The sequence below is a fragment of the Terrihalobacillus insolitus genome, assembly GCF_028416575.1.
Taxonomy (GTDB): Bacteria; Bacillota; Bacilli; order Bacillales; family Amphibacillaceae; genus Terrihalobacillus; species Terrihalobacillus insolitus.
Genome location: NZ_JAMQKB010000007.1, coordinates 40,410 through 57,636 on the forward strand (window position 1 = coordinate 40,410; position 17,227 = coordinate 57,636).

General features: G+C 36.4%; 16 protein-coding genes. 12 read left to right on the top strand and 4 right to left on the bottom strand.

The features are described from left to right. Positions 1 to 21: 21 nt before the first annotated feature. Positions 22 to 1,035, bottom strand: coding sequence for a DUF3231 family protein (locus tag NC797_RS08710; RefSeq protein WP_272436391.1), 1,014 nt, complete (start codon positions 1,033 to 1,035; stop codon positions 22 to 24). A 427-nt stretch (positions 1,036 to 1,462) separates the two neighbouring features. Between NC797_RS08710 and NC797_RS08715 the strand changes: the two genes are divergently transcribed. The 10 genes from NC797_RS08715 to NC797_RS08760 all read left to right on the top strand — a co-directional run bounded on the left by NC797_RS08715 (position 1,463) and on the right by NC797_RS08760 (position 10,546). Next, positions 1,463 to 2,062 (top strand): pyridoxamine 5'-phosphate oxidase family protein, encoded by a 600-nt coding sequence (locus NC797_RS08715; protein WP_272436392.1) that lies wholly within the window; start codon positions 1,463 to 1,465, stop codon positions 2,060 to 2,062. A 153-nt stretch (positions 2,063 to 2,215) separates the two neighbouring features. Continuing rightward, positions 2,216 to 3,427, top strand: a complete 1,212-nt coding sequence (locus NC797_RS08720) for an alanyl-tRNA editing protein (protein ID WP_272436393.1) — start codon at positions 2,216 to 2,218, stop codon at positions 3,425 to 3,427. A gap of 229 nt (positions 3,428 to 3,656) precedes the next feature. Next, entirely contained in the window at positions 3,657 to 4,058 is a 402-nt protein-coding gene (locus NC797_RS08725) for a nucleotidyltransferase substrate binding protein (protein WP_272436394.1), read from the top strand. A gap of 1 nt (position 4,059) precedes the next feature. Continuing rightward, entirely contained in the window at positions 4,060 to 4,380 is a 321-nt protein-coding gene (locus NC797_RS08730) for a nucleotidyltransferase domain-containing protein (protein ID WP_272436395.1), read from the top strand. A gap of 123 nt (positions 4,381 to 4,503) precedes the next feature. After that, on the top strand, positions 4,504 to 5,418 hold the full coding sequence (gene ribF / locus NC797_RS08735; protein WP_272436396.1) for a riboflavin biosynthesis protein RibF: 915 nt from the start codon (positions 4,504 to 4,506) through the stop codon (positions 5,416 to 5,418). A gap of 150 nt (positions 5,419 to 5,568) precedes the next feature. Beyond that, positions 5,569 to 7,248, top strand: a complete 1,680-nt coding sequence (locus NC797_RS08740) for a M4 family metallopeptidase (RefSeq protein WP_272436397.1) — start codon at positions 5,569 to 5,571, stop codon at positions 7,246 to 7,248. A 604-nt stretch (positions 7,249 to 7,852) separates the two neighbouring features. Further along, positions 7,853 to 8,500, top strand: a complete 648-nt coding sequence (locus tag NC797_RS08745) for an SDR family oxidoreductase (protein ID WP_272436398.1) — start codon at positions 7,853 to 7,855, stop codon at positions 8,498 to 8,500. A gap of 390 nt (positions 8,501 to 8,890) precedes the next feature. Then, entirely contained in the window at positions 8,891 to 9,028 is a 138-nt protein-coding gene (locus NC797_RS08750; RefSeq protein ID WP_272436399.1) for a hypothetical protein, read from the top strand. 187 nt (positions 9,029 to 9,215) lie between these two features. Next, complete coding sequence (locus tag NC797_RS08755; protein ID WP_272436400.1) at positions 9,216 to 9,449, top strand: hypothetical protein; 234 nt, start codon at positions 9,216 to 9,218, stop codon at positions 9,447 to 9,449. A gap of 44 nt (positions 9,450 to 9,493) precedes the next feature. Next, entirely contained in the window at positions 9,494 to 10,546 is a 1,053-nt protein-coding gene (locus NC797_RS08760; protein ID WP_272436401.1) for a cell wall-binding repeat-containing protein, read from the top strand. A gap of 785 nt (positions 10,547 to 11,331) precedes the next feature. On the opposite strand, the gene NC797_RS08765 is transcribed toward NC797_RS08760, so the two are convergent. From NC797_RS08765 to NC797_RS08775, 3 genes are all read right to left on the bottom strand, one after another. Then, positions 11,332 to 12,927: a hypothetical protein gene (locus NC797_RS08765; RefSeq protein ID WP_272436402.1), complete on the bottom strand. Its 1,596-nt coding sequence runs from the start codon at positions 12,925 to 12,927 to the stop codon at positions 11,332 to 11,334. 479 nt (positions 12,928 to 13,406) lie between these two features. Continuing rightward, positions 13,407 to 14,693, bottom strand: coding sequence for an Rpn family recombination-promoting nuclease/putative transposase (locus NC797_RS08770; protein ID WP_272436403.1), 1,287 nt, complete (start codon positions 14,691 to 14,693; stop codon positions 13,407 to 13,409). Between the two features lie 311 nt (positions 14,694 to 15,004). After that, positions 15,005 to 15,241 carry a hypothetical protein gene (locus NC797_RS08775; protein ID WP_272436404.1) on the bottom strand — a complete coding sequence of 79 codons (237 nt, stop codon included), beginning with the start codon at positions 15,239 to 15,241 and terminating at the stop codon, positions 15,005 to 15,007. 295 nt (positions 15,242 to 15,536) lie between these two features. Here NC797_RS08775 and NC797_RS08780 point away from each other — a divergent pair, with 295 nt between their 5' ends. Both NC797_RS08780 and NC797_RS08785 read left to right on the top strand, forming a co-directional pair. Next, positions 15,537 to 15,962, top strand: a complete 426-nt coding sequence (locus NC797_RS08780) for an OsmC family protein (protein ID WP_272436405.1) — start codon at positions 15,537 to 15,539, stop codon at positions 15,960 to 15,962. 687 nt (positions 15,963 to 16,649) lie between these two features. After that, on the top strand, positions 16,650 to 17,111 hold the full coding sequence (locus NC797_RS08785) for a hypothetical protein (RefSeq protein WP_272436406.1): 462 nt from the start codon (positions 16,650 to 16,652) through the stop codon (positions 17,109 to 17,111). Positions 17,112 to 17,227: the final 116 nt, after the last annotated feature.

Sequence of the window (17,227 nt, forward strand, 5' to 3'; positions counted from 1 at the left end):
AGGGTATAAAAGTTACACACATCAACCTTTTGCTAACCCTTTATGATTTGGGATTTGTGGAGGCTGTTCTAACCATGCATTTTTAATCATTATATCGGCACCGTTTTTTGCAAATTGAGCAACCTCTGTCGTTAGGCGAACGTAAGAAGTTGCTATATCCGTTCTTAAGCTTGCTGCTGAGGCTGTTGCATAATTTGAGATACTTGATGCAATGAGCAAAGTTGTATGAAACATAATTAATTTATCCGAAAACGGTGATACTGTTGAATCTGTTACTTCCAAATCCCATGGCATTGGTGAGGGAAGGTCATCATCCGTTAACATAGTGGTAAAGACTTGCACATGTTTTACTGCTATTTCCTTACCTTCTGTACAATAGTTTCGAACTTTTTTCGACTTAGCCACCTGGGCAAGACCTGCCATAAGAGCTTTACCTATGGAGTTCGCTTCAACATTTGCTTCGATATGAGTAATTTCTATAACATTTAAAGGTCTATTGTTGTTGTTTAAATTTAGCATTCCACCTAAATAACTCTTTTTGTCAACAAAGTCAACATGATCGGGAGTTGTCACATAAGGGGGTCTTACAAATAATCCTTTTGATAATAATGCTTCAGCTGTTTTATTGTATAACTCTGTTGAAGTTTGTATCGCTTGACTTAGGAATTGACGGACATCAGCGTGTGCAGCAGTTGCTAAGGCTACACCATAAACAGATAATCCAACTTTAGACATGTTCTTAAGGTAATATAAATAAAACGAATCTGAAAACAAACGTGGAGCATTTGGACTTACATCCTCATCAGTAAATCCAATTGGCAACGGTTGGTTATCGTTTTGTAGTATTTCTTTACTAAAATTAAAATTTTGAACTGATATATTGAGCGCCAATTGTAATACTGACTTTATTTCAGGATCATCAACATTGGCTAAAAAATATTTCAAAATACAAATAGAAAAACTGTTGTTTTGGTAGCTGCTCCAAACTACTGAAATCTCAGAAGATGTTAACCTTAGATTTTTTTCTTGTCGCATTTAGTAATCCTCCATATGAATTGTTATTAAATAATATCCACTCATTTAGGAGAATTATTCAATCTTATTAAAGGCGTAACTTTGCTTATTATAATGTATCGCCTATTATTCATGATGGGGAACGTTCTTTTTATGTGAGATTTATTGTTTAATAAATCTTTTCTACAAGAGGTGGTTCAAAAAGTCGCCAAATGATAAGCGGCACATCTCTTCTTTGGCTTGTTCTTCCGTTACTCAAAACTGCGCCGCCTCGACCTGCTTGCTTCTAATTTGTCAACTTTTGAACACGCTATAATAAAATCTTTTTTCTTTCCTTAGAAATTTTTAATACACATTACTGTAAACAACAAATTGGGTAAATAAGTGATAGAATTAACTAATCGTTAAATAAGTAGGAATTAATAAGTAATGAAAGGGTTGACAGGTGATGGCAAAAGGTGAACAAATACTTCAAGAACAATATGGAACAACAAAGAGAGCAGTCTCATTCTATAAAAATCAAATGCTTCATTATCTAAATGATCAAATGATTGAGTTTATAGCTAATCAGGCTATGGTGTTTATCGCAACAGCTGATTCTAACGGGAACTGTGATTCCTCTTTTAGAGCTGGATTAGTTGGTTTTGTACGAGTTATTGATAATAAGACATTGATATATCCAGAATACAGGGGTAATGGAGTGATGGCAAGTTTAGGAAACATTGTTGAAAACCCTTATATTGGATTAATGTTTATAGATTTTTTTGAGCATTACATTGGATTACACATTAATGGAAAGGCTTCTATTAAAGATGATAAACAATTATCTTCTTTAAAGATAGATGAAAAGATATGGGATGATATAAGAGAAAAAGAACAAGATAGAGCAGAACGCTGGGTAATTATAGAAGTCGATGAAGCTTATATTCACTGTTCGAAACATATTCCAAAGCTAAAAAAGTTGGATAAAACAATATATTGGGGAACGGATGATGAGAAACAAAAGAGCGGGGACTTCTTCAGAGCAAAACATAGTAAAAAAGATTGATGTTTTCTTCAACAATCGAGTAGCAATTATATGCAAGAAGAGCAAGAATTTACAGATTCTCCGAACGAGAAAGCCCACTCCTTTAGCCGTGGGAGTTGTCAGATTAATTTGAACATAATGTTGTAAATAAGGACAATGAATAGGAGTGTAAACGTGACGACAGAAAAATTATTTTATCAAGATCCATACATAAAGTCTTTTTCGGCTCAGATTCTTCAAAGCAGGAAAGATGAACAAGGTCGTTACTATGTTGTATTAGATCAAACGGCCTTTTATCCAACAGGCGGCGGTCAGCCACATGATACAGGGACCATTAATGATGTGCAGGTTTATGATGTCGAGGAAGTAGAGGGAGAAGTTAGACATTTTGTCGATACACCGATTGAGGAGAAAGAATGTGTTGGAGAGATAGACTTGGGACGGCGATTTGATCATATGCAACAGCATGCAGGACAACATATCTTAACGGCGGCATTTGAGGAGATGTATGGCTATAAGACCGTAAGTTTTCATTTAGGAAAAGAAATTTGTGCGATTGATTTGGAAATACCAGCACTTCAAGAAGAGGAAGCCAACAACGTGGAGGATAGGGTCAATGCGATTATTCTTGAAAATCGCCCCATTGAAGCAAGATGGGTAACTGCGAATGAAATCGATAATTTCCCACTAAGAAAAGATTTATCTGTAAAAGAAAACATTCGCCTCGTCATTATTCCTGACTTTGATTACAACGGATGTGGTGGTACTCATCCTAATTCAACGGGACAAGTCAGTTCCGTTAAAATTCTTCATTGGGAGAAGCAAAAGAATAGCATTCGTGTTCATTTCATCTGTGGAAACAGAGTGTTAAAACAGCTACATGAAAAGCATCAAGTTATTCAGCGTTTAAATGCTTTATTAAGTGCCCCTCAGGAAGACTTGGAGGCTGCAACAAATCACGTTAAGGAACAACAGAAAAGTCTTGAAAAAACGGTTAGTGAATTAAAAACGGAACTCATGGAAGAGGAAGCTCATGGGCTGATTGATCAAGCAACAACTATGGAAAACGATCGGCTAGTTAAGAAAGTTTATAAAGAAAGGCCTATGAATGAGCTTCAACAACTGGCAAAACACATAACAAAAAAAGCTGATAGTATAATGGTGCTATTGGTAAGCGAAAAGGATGATAAGCTTCAAGTCGTGTGTGCAAGAAGCCAAGATATCGATATGAACATGAAGGAATTAATTGCGAGCGTGCTGCCTAAGATAAATGGTCGAGGCGGGGGGAATGCCATGATTGCGCAAGGGGGCGGGGATAATATTCTTTCTCCAGAAGCGTTTATAGAGGAAATGATGAGTAAATTGGTGCACGGACAATCGTGTTAAAATCGGAAAATGGGTCAGGAGCTATGTCTCCTTTTTGTATAGTTTAATGGAAATTCGGATTGTTCCGTCAGAATGAATGTATATGATGTATAATAGGAGCAAAGGTAAGCCTTTGCAAAGATAGCTGTTCTTCGATCTGACGAGTGGAGTTAATTCAATGACATGATCAATAACTATTAAACGTGCTAAAAGACAGTAAAAATAAATGAAAGTAATTAGGAGTGAAAACATGGATGAAATGAAGGATATTCGCTGGAAACAAAGATTTGAGAACTTTGAAAAGTCTTTCAAGCTCCTAGAAAAATACTCGGAAGAGCCAATATCAACTGAATTAGAACGAGCAGGTATTATTCAATTCTTTGAGACAACTTTCGAATTGGCTTGGAAGGTGTTAAAGGATTATTTAGAGGCAGAGGGGTATGTTGCTAAGAGTCCTAGAGAATCCATTAAACAAGCGTTTCAAATTGAGATAATTGAAGATGGACATCTTTGGATGGATGCACTATCCAAACGAAATTTAACAACTCATACTTATGATCAAGAACTATCGGAAAAATTAATGAAAGAAATACAAGAACAATTTTTACCTTTACTTAGAAACTTATACGATAAATTATTAGAGGAAAGATAATATGTTTGGCCTAATTAAAAGTGATATACAGTATATAACTAGTGCGTTAGAGAAATTTGATGAAATAAAATGTGGTATTATTTTTGGAAGTCGAGCGATGGGTAATTACAAAAGAGGATCTGATATAGATCTTGCAATAAAAGGGGAAGGAATTAATTCAAAGACTTTATATAAATTATCTGATTTACTAAACGAGGTATATCCTTTGCCGTATTTTTTTGATATTGTCCACTATGAGGCTGTCTCTAATACGAATTTAAAATCTCATATTGACAATGAGGGTAAAATAATTTATAAAGCTAACTCAGTAAACCATAGGTAATATCTTTTTTTTACCACAAATTATTTAACTTCTTTTTAATATGGAAGTAAAAAATAAAATCCTTTTTTACGCATATTCAAACGTATTGGGTCAGACCCCTAAATTCAAAAAAGAGGGATAGTTATGCAAATCATTGAGTTATCAAAAAATATATCAGCTGATTCAACTCCGAATACGTTAATTATTGGTAATTTGGATGGGTTTCATAGAGGGCATCAGCATTTGCTTCAAACTGCTAGAAAACATGCAGAAAGTGCTCAAGAAGTAATAGCAGTTATGGAGTACCCAGTTCTATCTCGAAATCAGGATTCCCAACAGGAAATCACTCCCGATAAAGACAAGTTTCCGCTATTAGAGCAATATGGAGTAAAAAGGTTCTACAGGTTGGCCAAGGATTCCCTGAATACATCAATAGAAGCATTTGTGATCACCTATCTGTCCAATCTGCACGTAAACCAGATCTTCCTAGGAGAAGGATTTACTTTTGATGGTGTGTTTCAAATGGAAGAATTCATAAATGTCTGTAAGCAAAGAAATATCAAAGTAACCGTTGTCCCATCTGTAACAGTCAATGGTGAAGAAATAAGCTGCGAGAAGATCAGGAATTTCATTAAGGACGGTTTGATGGAGTCTGTTCAGACCTTATTGGGACGTCCGTTTACGATTACAGGAACAGTCATACATGGAGAAAAGATGGGTAGAAAATTAGGGTTTCCTACGATCAATCTAGGAGATGTTGATGCCTATGTTGAACCAAAGCCAGGTGTTTATTTTGGTGTTGTTGGACTACATACGCATGCAGGTGAAACGGAATATCGGAACGTTCTTATTAGTGCAGGGTATCGCCCAACTGTAAAAGGTAAAGGATTCCTTGTTGAAGCAAATATCCTTCACTTTTCTGGTGATTTATATGGCCGAACAGTATCGGTTTCCTTTTTGCGGTTTATGAGAGAAGAAATTAATTTTACAGATTTAGATGCACTCATTGAACAAATGAACCAAGATAAGAAAGAAGCAGAAAGGTTAATGGGGCAATAGTACTTAATCCCTGCACATCGACGGAATTAGACACTACAAATGTCCTGTATAAAGCCAGATCTTTTGGATGAAAAGTGAGCCTTATCGCACTTTTTTATTTTTTTTATTTTCAGTATAATTAAAAAATAACAAACGTTAGGAGGAGTATATGTGAAAAAAAGGTTAATTGTCCCAATGATTTTATCATCAACATTACTAGTAGGTTCCTATTCTACTACCGTAGTCAATGCTAAATCACTAGAAAGCAGTCCGCGCACCCAGGTTCAGAAGGAATGGAATCCAAAAGCTAATGTCCCGCTTTTTGTAAAAGAAAAACAAACAGAAAAACGTTCTACTAGTGCATCAGATGCTTTGAGTTACTTAAAAGAGAATAAGGAAAAGGTAGGAATTAAAAATCCTAAAGCCAACTTCAAAGCAAAGGAAATAATCAAAGATAATATAGGAAGTACGCATGTTAGGCTCGCCCAAACGGAAGATGGAGTATCAGTCGAGGGTAGTGAAGTAATTGTCCATTACAATGCAGATAATGAAATCTATTTAGTTAATGGCTACTATAACCAAAGTTTAGAAAGTACAAATGTAAACACTACACCTACTTTGTCTAGTGATGCTGCTGTTGAGACTGCAACTTCTGCAGTAGACGCACCTGCTGAACTTCTTTATGAACCTACTTCTGAACTTGTTATCTATCCATCTAAAAATGAGAACTACCTTGCATATAAAGTAAATGTTAATTTCATGAATGATACTCCTGGAAACTGGTTCGTATATATTGATGCCAATACAGGTGAGGTTATTGATAAACAAAATACTATTATGGATGCAACCGTTGAACAGTACAAGACCCAAAATGGAGTTGGGATTGGTGTATTAGGGGATCAAAGACAATTACATGTAACTAAAACGAAAGAATCAAATGATGGTGCTGAGTTTGCATTAGCTGATTACTCTCATGAAGATCTTGGAGGAATTTTGACATATAGTGGTGAAAATAGCTGGGCATACGGCCTTGATGAAGCAATTCTTTACACAGGAATTGATGCATCGTTTAAAGATGATTATGACCGGGCAGCAGTCGATGCACATTATAATTCAGAAAAAGTTTTTGAGTATTTTAAAAACGAACATAATCGTAATTCCCTTGATGGTAAGGGAATGGCAATTAAGTCAGTTGTACATTTTGGTGAAAACTACAACAACGCCTTCTGGAATGGTAGATATATGACATATGGTGATGGTGACGGGGAGTTTATGAACACTCTTTCCGCTGGTCTTGACGTTGCAGCACATGAAATGACACATGGCGTAACATCGAATAGTGCTAATCTAAATTATAGATTTCAATCGGGAGCTCTTAATGAATCATTCTCCGATGTTTTTGCTGTCTTGGTAGATGATGATAATTGGGAATTAGGGGAAGATATCATGGCTGAAGGAGCACAGGAATCAGGTAGACCTACACTTCGTAGCTTAAGTGATCCAAGTAAATATTCGGTAGGCTCAACATATGCGCCATACGGAGATGGTGAAGGTAAGTACCCTACAAATATGGATGAATATTATGACCTTCCATATGATCTAGACAATGGCGGGGTTCACATTAACTCGTCTATTCCTAACCATGCGGCATATTTAATTGGACAGGAAATCGGTCGTGAAAAACTAGGAGATATTTACTATCGTGCATTAACAGTATATTTAACACCAACTTCAGATTTCAGCGACGCACGTAAGGCAATTGTTCAGTCTGCAGTAGACCTGTATGGTGAGGAAAGTGAAGAAGTAAAAGCTACAGAAAGTGGCTTTGATCAAGTAGGTATTTATGAATAAGGTACTAGACTTAACCATACATTAATGAAACTACGAATTAAGATACTGGGACAGCATGATTTATAAATAGCTGTCCTTTTATCTTTAAGTACGTGTTCAAAAACCCATCTAATGATAAGCGTGAATCTCTTAGCTGGTTTGTTTTTTCGTTATTCAAAAGTGCGCCCACGATCTGCTTGCTTCTAATTTATCAACATTTTGAACACACACTAATAGGGCCTATTTATTATTTCCTTTATATCTTTTATTTCTTTCAAGTCTAAACCTGAAACTTCCGCAATAAGTTCATCCGACAATCCCTTTTTGATCATATTATGAACAACTTTTTCTACACCTTTGGTAATCCCTTTCTCAATCCCTTTTTCAAATTTCGTGGAATTCTTTTTGGAAAGAGGACTGTGGTTCAATATGAATGAGGATTAGTCGATCTTCACCTTTTTGTTTTTACTTTCGCCAGGATATCAATTCTTCGTTTCTCCCCATAAGGATATCAGTAAAAGATCCCCTGCCAATCGCATTTCTGGACATTCCAATTAAATTACATATAGGATGAAGATGGAGCACTTAGGATGGGTTACAAACAAAATTAGAAAGGGTGGATAGGATGAAAATTCTTGTTGTAGGAGCAAATGGTCAAATTGGAAAACATCTTGTTCGATTCATTCAGGAGAGTGAACATGAAGCAAAAGCAATGATTCGTAATCAAGAGCAGGCTTCTTACTTTAAAGAGTTGGGTGCGGAAACAGTTATAGTGGATTTGGAGCGTAGCATAGAAGATATTGCGAAAGCTGCTGAGGGGGTAGACGCAATCGTATTTACTGCAGGATCTGGCCCTCATACTGGTAAGGATAAAACCATTTTAGTCGATTTAGATGGTGCTATAAAAACGATTGAAGCAGCTAAAGTTGCCAGTGTGAAGCGGTTTATAATGATTAGTTCCTTTGATACAAGACGGGAAGCAATATTGAATGCACCTTCTTCGTTTAAGCCATATGTAGCAGCAAAGCATTATGCGGATGAATGGTTGAAGTCTACTGATCTGGATTATACGGTTATCCATCCTGGGGCACTTACAAATGAAAAAGGTACTGGAAAAGTGAATGCGGCGACTGAAGTGGAAAGGGGAGAGGTTCCGCGTGAGGATATCGCAAGTGTTATTTTTAATAGCTTAGTGAATAACGCTACGATTGGCAAGGAATTTCAGGTTGTGTCTGGGAATACCTCGATTAAGGAGGCTTTGAAATCTATTTAAAAGGTAAGGGTCAGACACTTCATAGGGACAAATTGTCTTTATGTGTTGACTGACCCTTTTGTTATCTAATTTAGGAACCTATTTAGTTAGTGTCACTCTACTTACCATTCGTGACATGCGGAGACAGGTGCGTTGTTCTCCTATTCTTGGACGGGGTGCCTTTCCTAGTGTTTCCATCTTTATATGATAGTGATTTAGACGCTAATTTACGTTGATTTAAGAACGTGAATTAGCGTTTTTGGTCGTTAAAAGGTTTATGTCATGTTGTCCGTACTCTAAACATAAGGAAATTCATACCAGTCATAATTCCCCCTGCCTTATACATATGAATGTAGTTGATGGGTACTGAAGTTCGTGATGATACGTATAACAAGGACAGGGGGAGAGACATTGGTCTATTTACCACAACATTTGTTAACAAAAGAATATCGTTGGGAAATGGTTAACAGTTTTTTATACAATGAATTTATACAATTACAATTTATTAGTAACCTTATAGATAGACATCAGATGCTAGAGATTCAATAGGAACAATCTTCTATTTTACAATTCCTTCTAAGATCCTATTCATTGCAAATACCGAACATTGATACAGCTTCCATTCAAATTCCAAGTAATCGAGTTGATTGCTAGGGTAAAATTTGATTTTTGTACCAATCGCCATTTTTCAAAAATAGGAGATATTTTCTTTGCGCAATTCGGTGATCAGTTACCAATGACAGGATTAAGACCACAACCAAGAGGGTATCGAATTGTTCGAGTAAATCCTGAAACCGGTCAAATTCGTGATTTACTTGTGAATAAAACACCAGGCAAGAAGGGTGGATCAGAGCAGCCAATAGCACCGCGGTTTTCACCAGATGGGAAGGAACTCTATATTGTTGATTTTGGAGTGATGGAAGTCGCAAAAGGCGTTATTTATCCATATGCAGAAACAGGAGCAGTATAGGAAGGTTCATAGAAAAAAATAAATCGGTGAAAGGAGTGTTCATGATGTTTTTTCCGTTTACAATTGACACGACGAGAGTTGATGCTATTGATCCACATATCTTAACGGTGTATGTTTCTCAAATCCATTTTCCGAGCAGGGACATTCCTTGGAGACCCTCAGCTGTAGTCCTAGTGCCATCGGAAACCTATCATTTTGGTTATATTGGATCCAGTATTGTCCATTTTCCGATCAACGCATCTTTTTTGTTTACAAGACAAGATACTTTGTTGCCCATTACATTACAGGAGATTATTCGTTTAGAGCCAACAGGGGAAAATGTACCTGCTCAAGTCATTCTATTAGGACCAATCAGCCAGAAAGTAGAGATAGAATTACAAAGGTATGGGATTTCTACGATGCGGATTGGATCAAGTGACATTTTTCAAACGGCAGCACAAGCGGCATACTTTCGATTAGTCACGATCCCCCCCAAAGCAAATATTGGAAAACACCATATCATAGTTGCCTCAGCAGAAGATGGTGCAGAAGCATTGCCTGCTCCATACTACTCTGCACATCAGGGTGTTCCGATTATTTTTGTCTATAAAAATTCTATTCCTGAAGCTAGTAGATGGGTTATGGAACAATTTCCTGATCGTACCTTCACGATATTTGGATCAGAAAAGACGATCAGTCGATCAGTAGAAAACAAAATGAAGCTGATTGTATCAGATGTTGATCGGATGGAGGGAGATAACCCTTTTGAAATTAGTGTCAATCTTGCAAACAGACAATCTACTGAAAAGATACTTGGTTGGGATCGTAATAAACAGGGGATTGGAAATGCCTTTTCTTTTGGAACGATTCATTCATGGCAAAAAGCTCTAAGTGGAATATTATTTGCCCATATTGGTAAGCACACCCCACTACTTTTGATTGAACCACATAAAATACCAACAGTCGTCGGAGAATATTTGTTAACATTAAATCCTATAAAACCAAGACCACCTGCCCCTCCCTTTATGCATGGAATTATATTGGGGGGGCATAAAGATATTATGTATGATACACAGGTGAAATTAGAAGAGCATCTGATTCTTAGGGCATTAGATTAATAAGAGAGGTGTGCGGATATTTCAATATCATGTGTCAAATTTTAAACTAAAAAAAGAACTGAATGGAAAATATCCAATCAGTTCTTTCCTTTTGTACTTGTAAACAGTATAAATTTTCATCGGGTTGACTTATAAGTGCGTGTTCAAAAAGTCGCCATAGAAGTAAGCAGGTCGAGGCGGCGTAGTTTTGAATAGCGCAGCGAAAGCTTGTTGCTTCGAAAGCATTACCTCGCACGAAGAAAAAGTGTTCTTCTTTTTCTAAGGATATGCTTTTAATACGTGAGCAACAGGGATGCTTCTCGAATAAACTCGCACGCAGGAAAAGCGGGTTTATTTTCCAAGGAACGGAAAAACAAGCCATTTAAGGAATACAGGCTAAGACCGCCACGTCCTGTGGCAACACCTGCATGACCCACATCGTGTGGGTCTGAGATGCGCAGCTTATCATTTGGTGACTTTTTGAATATCCTCTATAAGAAAAAATGTTCGTACTTTACTAATTATTCTAAATGAAGTTCCATAAAGTAGTTACAAACCTTCTGAATTAGAATACCCTAATGAAAATCATCTGACCTTGCATTTTTTAACAGCAAAGTGATTGTCAAATGAATGTTTTGTGTGTGTTGGAACAAAATAAATATGGTAACTTATGTTTATTTAATATTATTATGGGTATTTCTTTTTATGGTGGTTAATTAAGAACACATTTTGATGTAGCGCATTCACTGTTAAATTCACGGATGGGGTCAGACCTTTGACTTGTATCTTCCTTTTTTAACACGCACTTAAAGTATATATTTCTTTAATAAATCCACATTATTAACTATGGCTTTACATAACTTATTAATAGAAACTTCCTCAGCCTTAACGGAAAGAATACCTAGAATGGCATTGATCATATTAGTGTCATTTATGTTTTCGATGTAAAATTCCCACGTCTCTTTACGGATATAGAAAAAGCGATTTAATTGAATAAGTTTTTGTATTTTTTCATAATCTGTGTATTCCTGGAATTGATGTAATAAGTCATCATTATTTTTAATAAATTTAGTAACAAAGTCTTTTAAATGGCTGATACCATGCTCAAGAGTCGGATGTATGGTATCTCCTTTTTTCCAAAGGATTAGATTGTTAAGGTCACTAATAGTATTTTCCGAGGGTTCATTGATTTCTCTACTCACTTCCCCCTTCAGTCTTGAAAAAAGCTGACTAAAGGAATCATCATCACTGTCATCGTTATCTTGTTCATTTACTAACATAGGTTCTATTTCAACTTTGTGTCCCAATTTGGAGTGCAGAATATTTCCAACATCCTCATAGGACAATTCAGATTTCATTTTTTCTTGTAAACCAGCCGCTATTAACATGGTTTTTCCAAACTGTGAATAAACTGTCTCAGGAACATCGCTATGTGTCTCATTATATGTTAGAGGTATTTCACCATCCGCATAACTACCTTTCTCATCAGACCACCTCATCGATAAAACAGTCTCAGCAAAGTCCTTCGCATCAAAACAACAACCGTTTAAATTCAGCACACAAATTTCACAGGCTTTTTCGATACTGAACCCAAGATTAAAAAAGCCTCTTAGTGTGTTGTGGAATCCCATCATATTGACATCATATTGCCTAAAAAGATCAGTATAATACGCATTGATCACATCTTGACTAAATTTTTCTCTTACTAAATTGCCCAAAGTAAAATCTTTTTTATGCATCGTTAATGACATAAAAGATCTTAGTGCAGTTCGGTCATCCTGGACAATATCTATGATTCTTTGGAGAAATTTTTCATTATTTGTTCGTTCCGTTAATTGAATCGGTTTTTTAAGAATCGTATTAGCCCAGTCAATTGCCTTTTTCATCTGGCCGATTGATACATCTCCTCGAACAACCGCGTGTTTTGGAAATCTGCTTTCTACAAGACATGCTATTGCAAGTATGTAGATATGATAGGGAAATCCCTGTGTTTTACCATCAAACACGTTTGCAGTACCAACTGGAATATGATGATTTTTCTCATCATAAAATACTTCTAAATTAATCAATTCAGCTAAAATATCATCGCTGCCATCTTTTACGGTAATATCTTTACGGTAGGCTTCAATATTCCTAAATAGCCCAAATGATTCTGCAGAAAGCATAGTCTCGTAATCTCCGAAAACATGCCATCCTAAGTAGAAGTCTTTATATCCAAATTCCATCTCCTCTTCTGTCGGCCGATGAACATATTTCCAAGGAACCCTATAAGTTTCGTAGTCAACAGTACTATCCATGAACGGGTAAGCTTTTATTAATTCTAGGGATTCCTCGTAAACACTTTCCCATTCCTCTTTACCAATTTTATTTGGTAAAATATCCATTAAAACATAAACGCCCATTTTCTTCTCCTTCCCTGCACGATAAATAGACTACTAAGATAATAGTTTTAGAGCTTTGTCATTTCTGTGCACGGTTTTTATATAAAGGCGAGGAAAATTAAATTACTTCGCCTTTTAAAAAGGTTGATGATTAAAGGTAAGTTCGTTTTAGTGACATGTATTTCTCGTAGGGGGTTACAATCATGATGATTGTTTATTATTCAAAGAAGTAGGAACCACTTTCAAGGTGTAGCATCTAATTAGTAGTAAAATTAATGTGAGGACTGACGGAGGTGGTTTCTAGAATAGTATAGCATAAGCTCAAGGCTGAGCCTCTCAGGCAGGCAGTGTCCCCCTGAGGGCCATATGATATTTTGTAACCATGTATTTCTTATAGGAAGTTGACTAGTATTATAGAAGTTATTACTGTCTTTTAGGTAGAGATCAAACTACATAAATAAGATTTGTACTTGAGATCAGAAAGGTGCGGTTTAACGTGTTTATTGTTTCGCACTGTCATCACTTTTAACTTTTAGGATTTTATCCATTGCTAGACCAGTGGATTCCACAACATCCTCCAATTTCATTCCTCTTGCTAAAAGTTGGCGGGCAATATCCTCTTTAGCCTTTTGCTCTGACTCTTTAGCCTTTTGCTCTGACTCTTTAGCCTTTTGCTCTGACTCTTTAGCCTTTTGCTCTGACTCTTTAGCCTTTTGCTCTGACTCTTTAATCTTTTGTTCTGATTCTTTAGTTTTTTGTTCTGACTCTTTAATCTTTTGTTCTGATTCTTTAGTTTTTTGTTCTGCCTCATTTATTTGTTGTTTCGCCTTTTTCATGGTTTGTTTAGCTTCGGTTGTCATTCGTTCAGCTTCTTTTCTCATTTCCGCAGCTTCCTGTCTTATGAGCTCATTTTCACGTTTAAAAGCCTCTTCATCCATAATTCGTTTTAAACGTGACTCATAAGCCAGATATTCTTCTTCCGTCATACTTAATTCTTCCCAGTTTTTAAAGGCATCACGTAGAGATTCATCTTTCATTGAGATTTCCTCCAATTCCCGATAAATATCGTCATAAATCTTATCATTTCGGTGGTCCACCATACCTAACATTAAAAGCCATCTTGCTAGTACGTTATTCCATGGGTCTAGTTTATCATCTTTCCAATCTTTTATTAATTTTGACATTTCAATAAAATGAAATTCCATTACATTCGTTAATTTAAATCGTTCTTCATCCTCATACAAATGATAGGTTGTATGAAAACGCTCCGTTTGATCAAACAAACTAAAATTGAGGATGTTAATGGCGATAACTGGCCGTAGCTGTTTATAGGGCATTTTCTTTCCTAATAGTCTTCTATATGTACCAGCCCAATAGTAGATCGAACGTTTAATCATATCATATTTGTTCGTAAATTGAATTTCTACATCAATCCTCTCATCTTCATCGGTTACTACTAATAAATCTAATCTAGATTGTTTATCATCGACATATTCTCCGCCAGCTTCTGTGTTTGTAAATGATATATCTTTAATACGATTCCGGCCTGTTGTCTGTAAAATTGCGTTCAAAAAAACAACAGTAATATCTTTGTTCTTTTCGTTTCCAAAGAGCTGTTTGAAGGCATAATCTACTTTTAGATCCATTAACCGATCAAGTGGTATTCGTTTAAGTAATTTTGTTCTATTGTTTCCAGTTGCTTTGGAGTAATCGTTACTTTGGTCTTCTTTTACGTAGTGAAGTGAGTATACTGGAGATGCTTCTTTAGCAAATGTGGTTTGTACCATTATAACACATCCTTTTTTATATGTGAGGACTGACAGAGGTAAGTATCTAAAAATAGTATAGCATATATTCGCGCAACAAACAAGTGTTCTGATAAAAATGAAACATAAAAGGGCCTGACCTTTTGGGTTGTGAATGATCCTAGGTAATGTTGATGAATTCCTACCAAACCCTACTTAGGATTGTACTCAAATGAGGTTGGGTTTGGGTAATGCGGCTATTTTCATGCAGTTGCCAAAATCACACATCCTGCAAAACAGGGATATTATGAGAGGAATTTAGGTGAAAGTCCCAGGAAAGTGGAATAAAAGCCTCAAGAAAGATTAAACTTCTTTTCCAACCGATCAAACCGTATATCAACACGTTCAAAACCAGTATCCATCCGATCTTCCAGTACTGTTTTCAAGTTATCCATCCGATCTTCCAGTACTGTTTTCAAGTTATCCATGCGATTTTCCAATTCTGTTTTCATGTTATCCATTTTACCATCAATATGTTCTGAATGAAGTTTCAACGCATGTAAAATTTGCTTTAATTCAGACTGCTCCATTTATTTCACCTCCTTATTATCCATATTATAAATGGTATTTATATTTTTGGAAAGGATAGCTGTTAAGTCTAACTTGTCGTAATACACGAGTTTTATTAATAATTTCACATTAAAAAAAGCTTTTTTGTGGTAGCTTATGTTTATTTAATATTATTATGGGTATTTCTTTTTAAGGGGGTTAATTAAGAACACATTTTTATAAATAGCGCATTCTCTGTTAAATTTGTCAACTTTTTGAACAAGCACTTATATTAAAAAACACAAATTTACAAAAAAAGGAAGGTAATAAGACAAAATGAAAACAATAGTAAAATGGACAGATCAGATGGCTTTCTCGGGTTTGACTCCATCTGGACATGAAATAAAAATAGATGCAGCAGAATCAGTTGGAGGCCAGAATAGTGGCGCAAGGCCCACAGAATTACTTATGCAGGCGGTTGCCGGCTGTACAGGGATTGATATTATTTCGATTTTGAAAAAAATGCGTTTAGAACCTGTTTCATTTCATATGGAATTGGAAGAAGAAAGAGCTGAAGATCATCCTAAACGATTTACAAACATAAATATTCATTATGCTTTAGAAGGTGAACTACCAGAAGACAAAGTTATTCGAGCAATTAAATTGTCAAAAGATAAATATTGTTCGGTATCTCATACATTGAATGCAACGATTGAAGTAAGTTACTCTATAAATGGTTCAAAAGGAGAAAAGACAATTTAGTCCTATTAAAATATTGTGGTGAAAGCTTGTTAGAAGCGAGCAGATGGGAATGGACGGTGCGCTTGACTGGTTTTTGGCCTCGAAAGTGTCTTCATAGCCCAGATGAGGACGCGCTTGACTGGTTTTTGGCCTCGAAAGTGTCTTCATAGCCCAGATGAGGACGCGCTTGACTGGTTTTCGGCTCCGAAAGTGTCTTCATAGCCCAGATGAGGACGCGCTTGACTGGTTTTCGGCTCCGAAAGTGTCTTCATAGCCCAGATGAGGACGCGCTTGACTGGTTTTTGGCCTCGAAAGTGTCTTCATAGCCCAGATGAGGACGCGCTTGACTGGTTTTTGGCCTCGAAAGTGTCTTCATAGCCCAGATGAGGACGCGCTTGACTGGTTTTGGCCTCGAAAGTGTCTTCATAGCCCAGATGAGGACGCGCTTGACTGGTTTTTGGCCTCGAAAGTGTCTTCATAGCCCAGATGAGGACGCGTTTATCAGGTTTTTGGCCCCGAAAGCGTCCTAATAGCCCAGATGAGGACGCGTTTGCCAGATTTTAAGCACCGAAAGTGTCTTCAAAACCCTGATGCGCAGCTTATCATTTGGCACTTTTTAAACAACCTCTTAAATTAATTTTTTTAAAAACACATAAAATTCACCTAATAGCTAAAGTTAATAAAAATTACTTTTCGGTGGTGGATTTTATGCTTAATCAAGTTTTGCTTTGGATTGGTCTCATTGCTCCATGGTTTACTTTGTTTTTTATGAAAACAGACAGTATAAAGCGTTATATGCCAGTCTCCGTCTTTGTCTCGCTATTACTAACCATTATTTATGAAATCGCTTATACCTTTGAATGGTGGACATTGAAAGTGTACATTGTGCCATGGGGTTTTATAACGAATGTAACGTTTGTATACGGTATTTTTTTAATTGGGACTATTTGGATATTTCATTTTACTTATCGTAATTTTAAGGTTTATCTGATAACCAATAGCATTGTTGATGCAATATTCGCTTTTGGTTTTCTTCAATTAACAGAGTGGTTGGGAGTAGATGAGTTTGTGAATTTGCCATTATGGGGTGCATATTTAATCATGCTTTCACTTGCCTTTATCATCTACTTTTACCAACGTTGGCAGGAAGGTATTTTTAGGACTAACTAACGCTAGGATTAAAAAATCATTGCTCCAATGCCCAAACATGATCGAAAACCATGCGAACGGGTACTCATCAGAGCGATAGATGACCAAAAAGGAGGCCAGAACCAGTAAAGAAAACC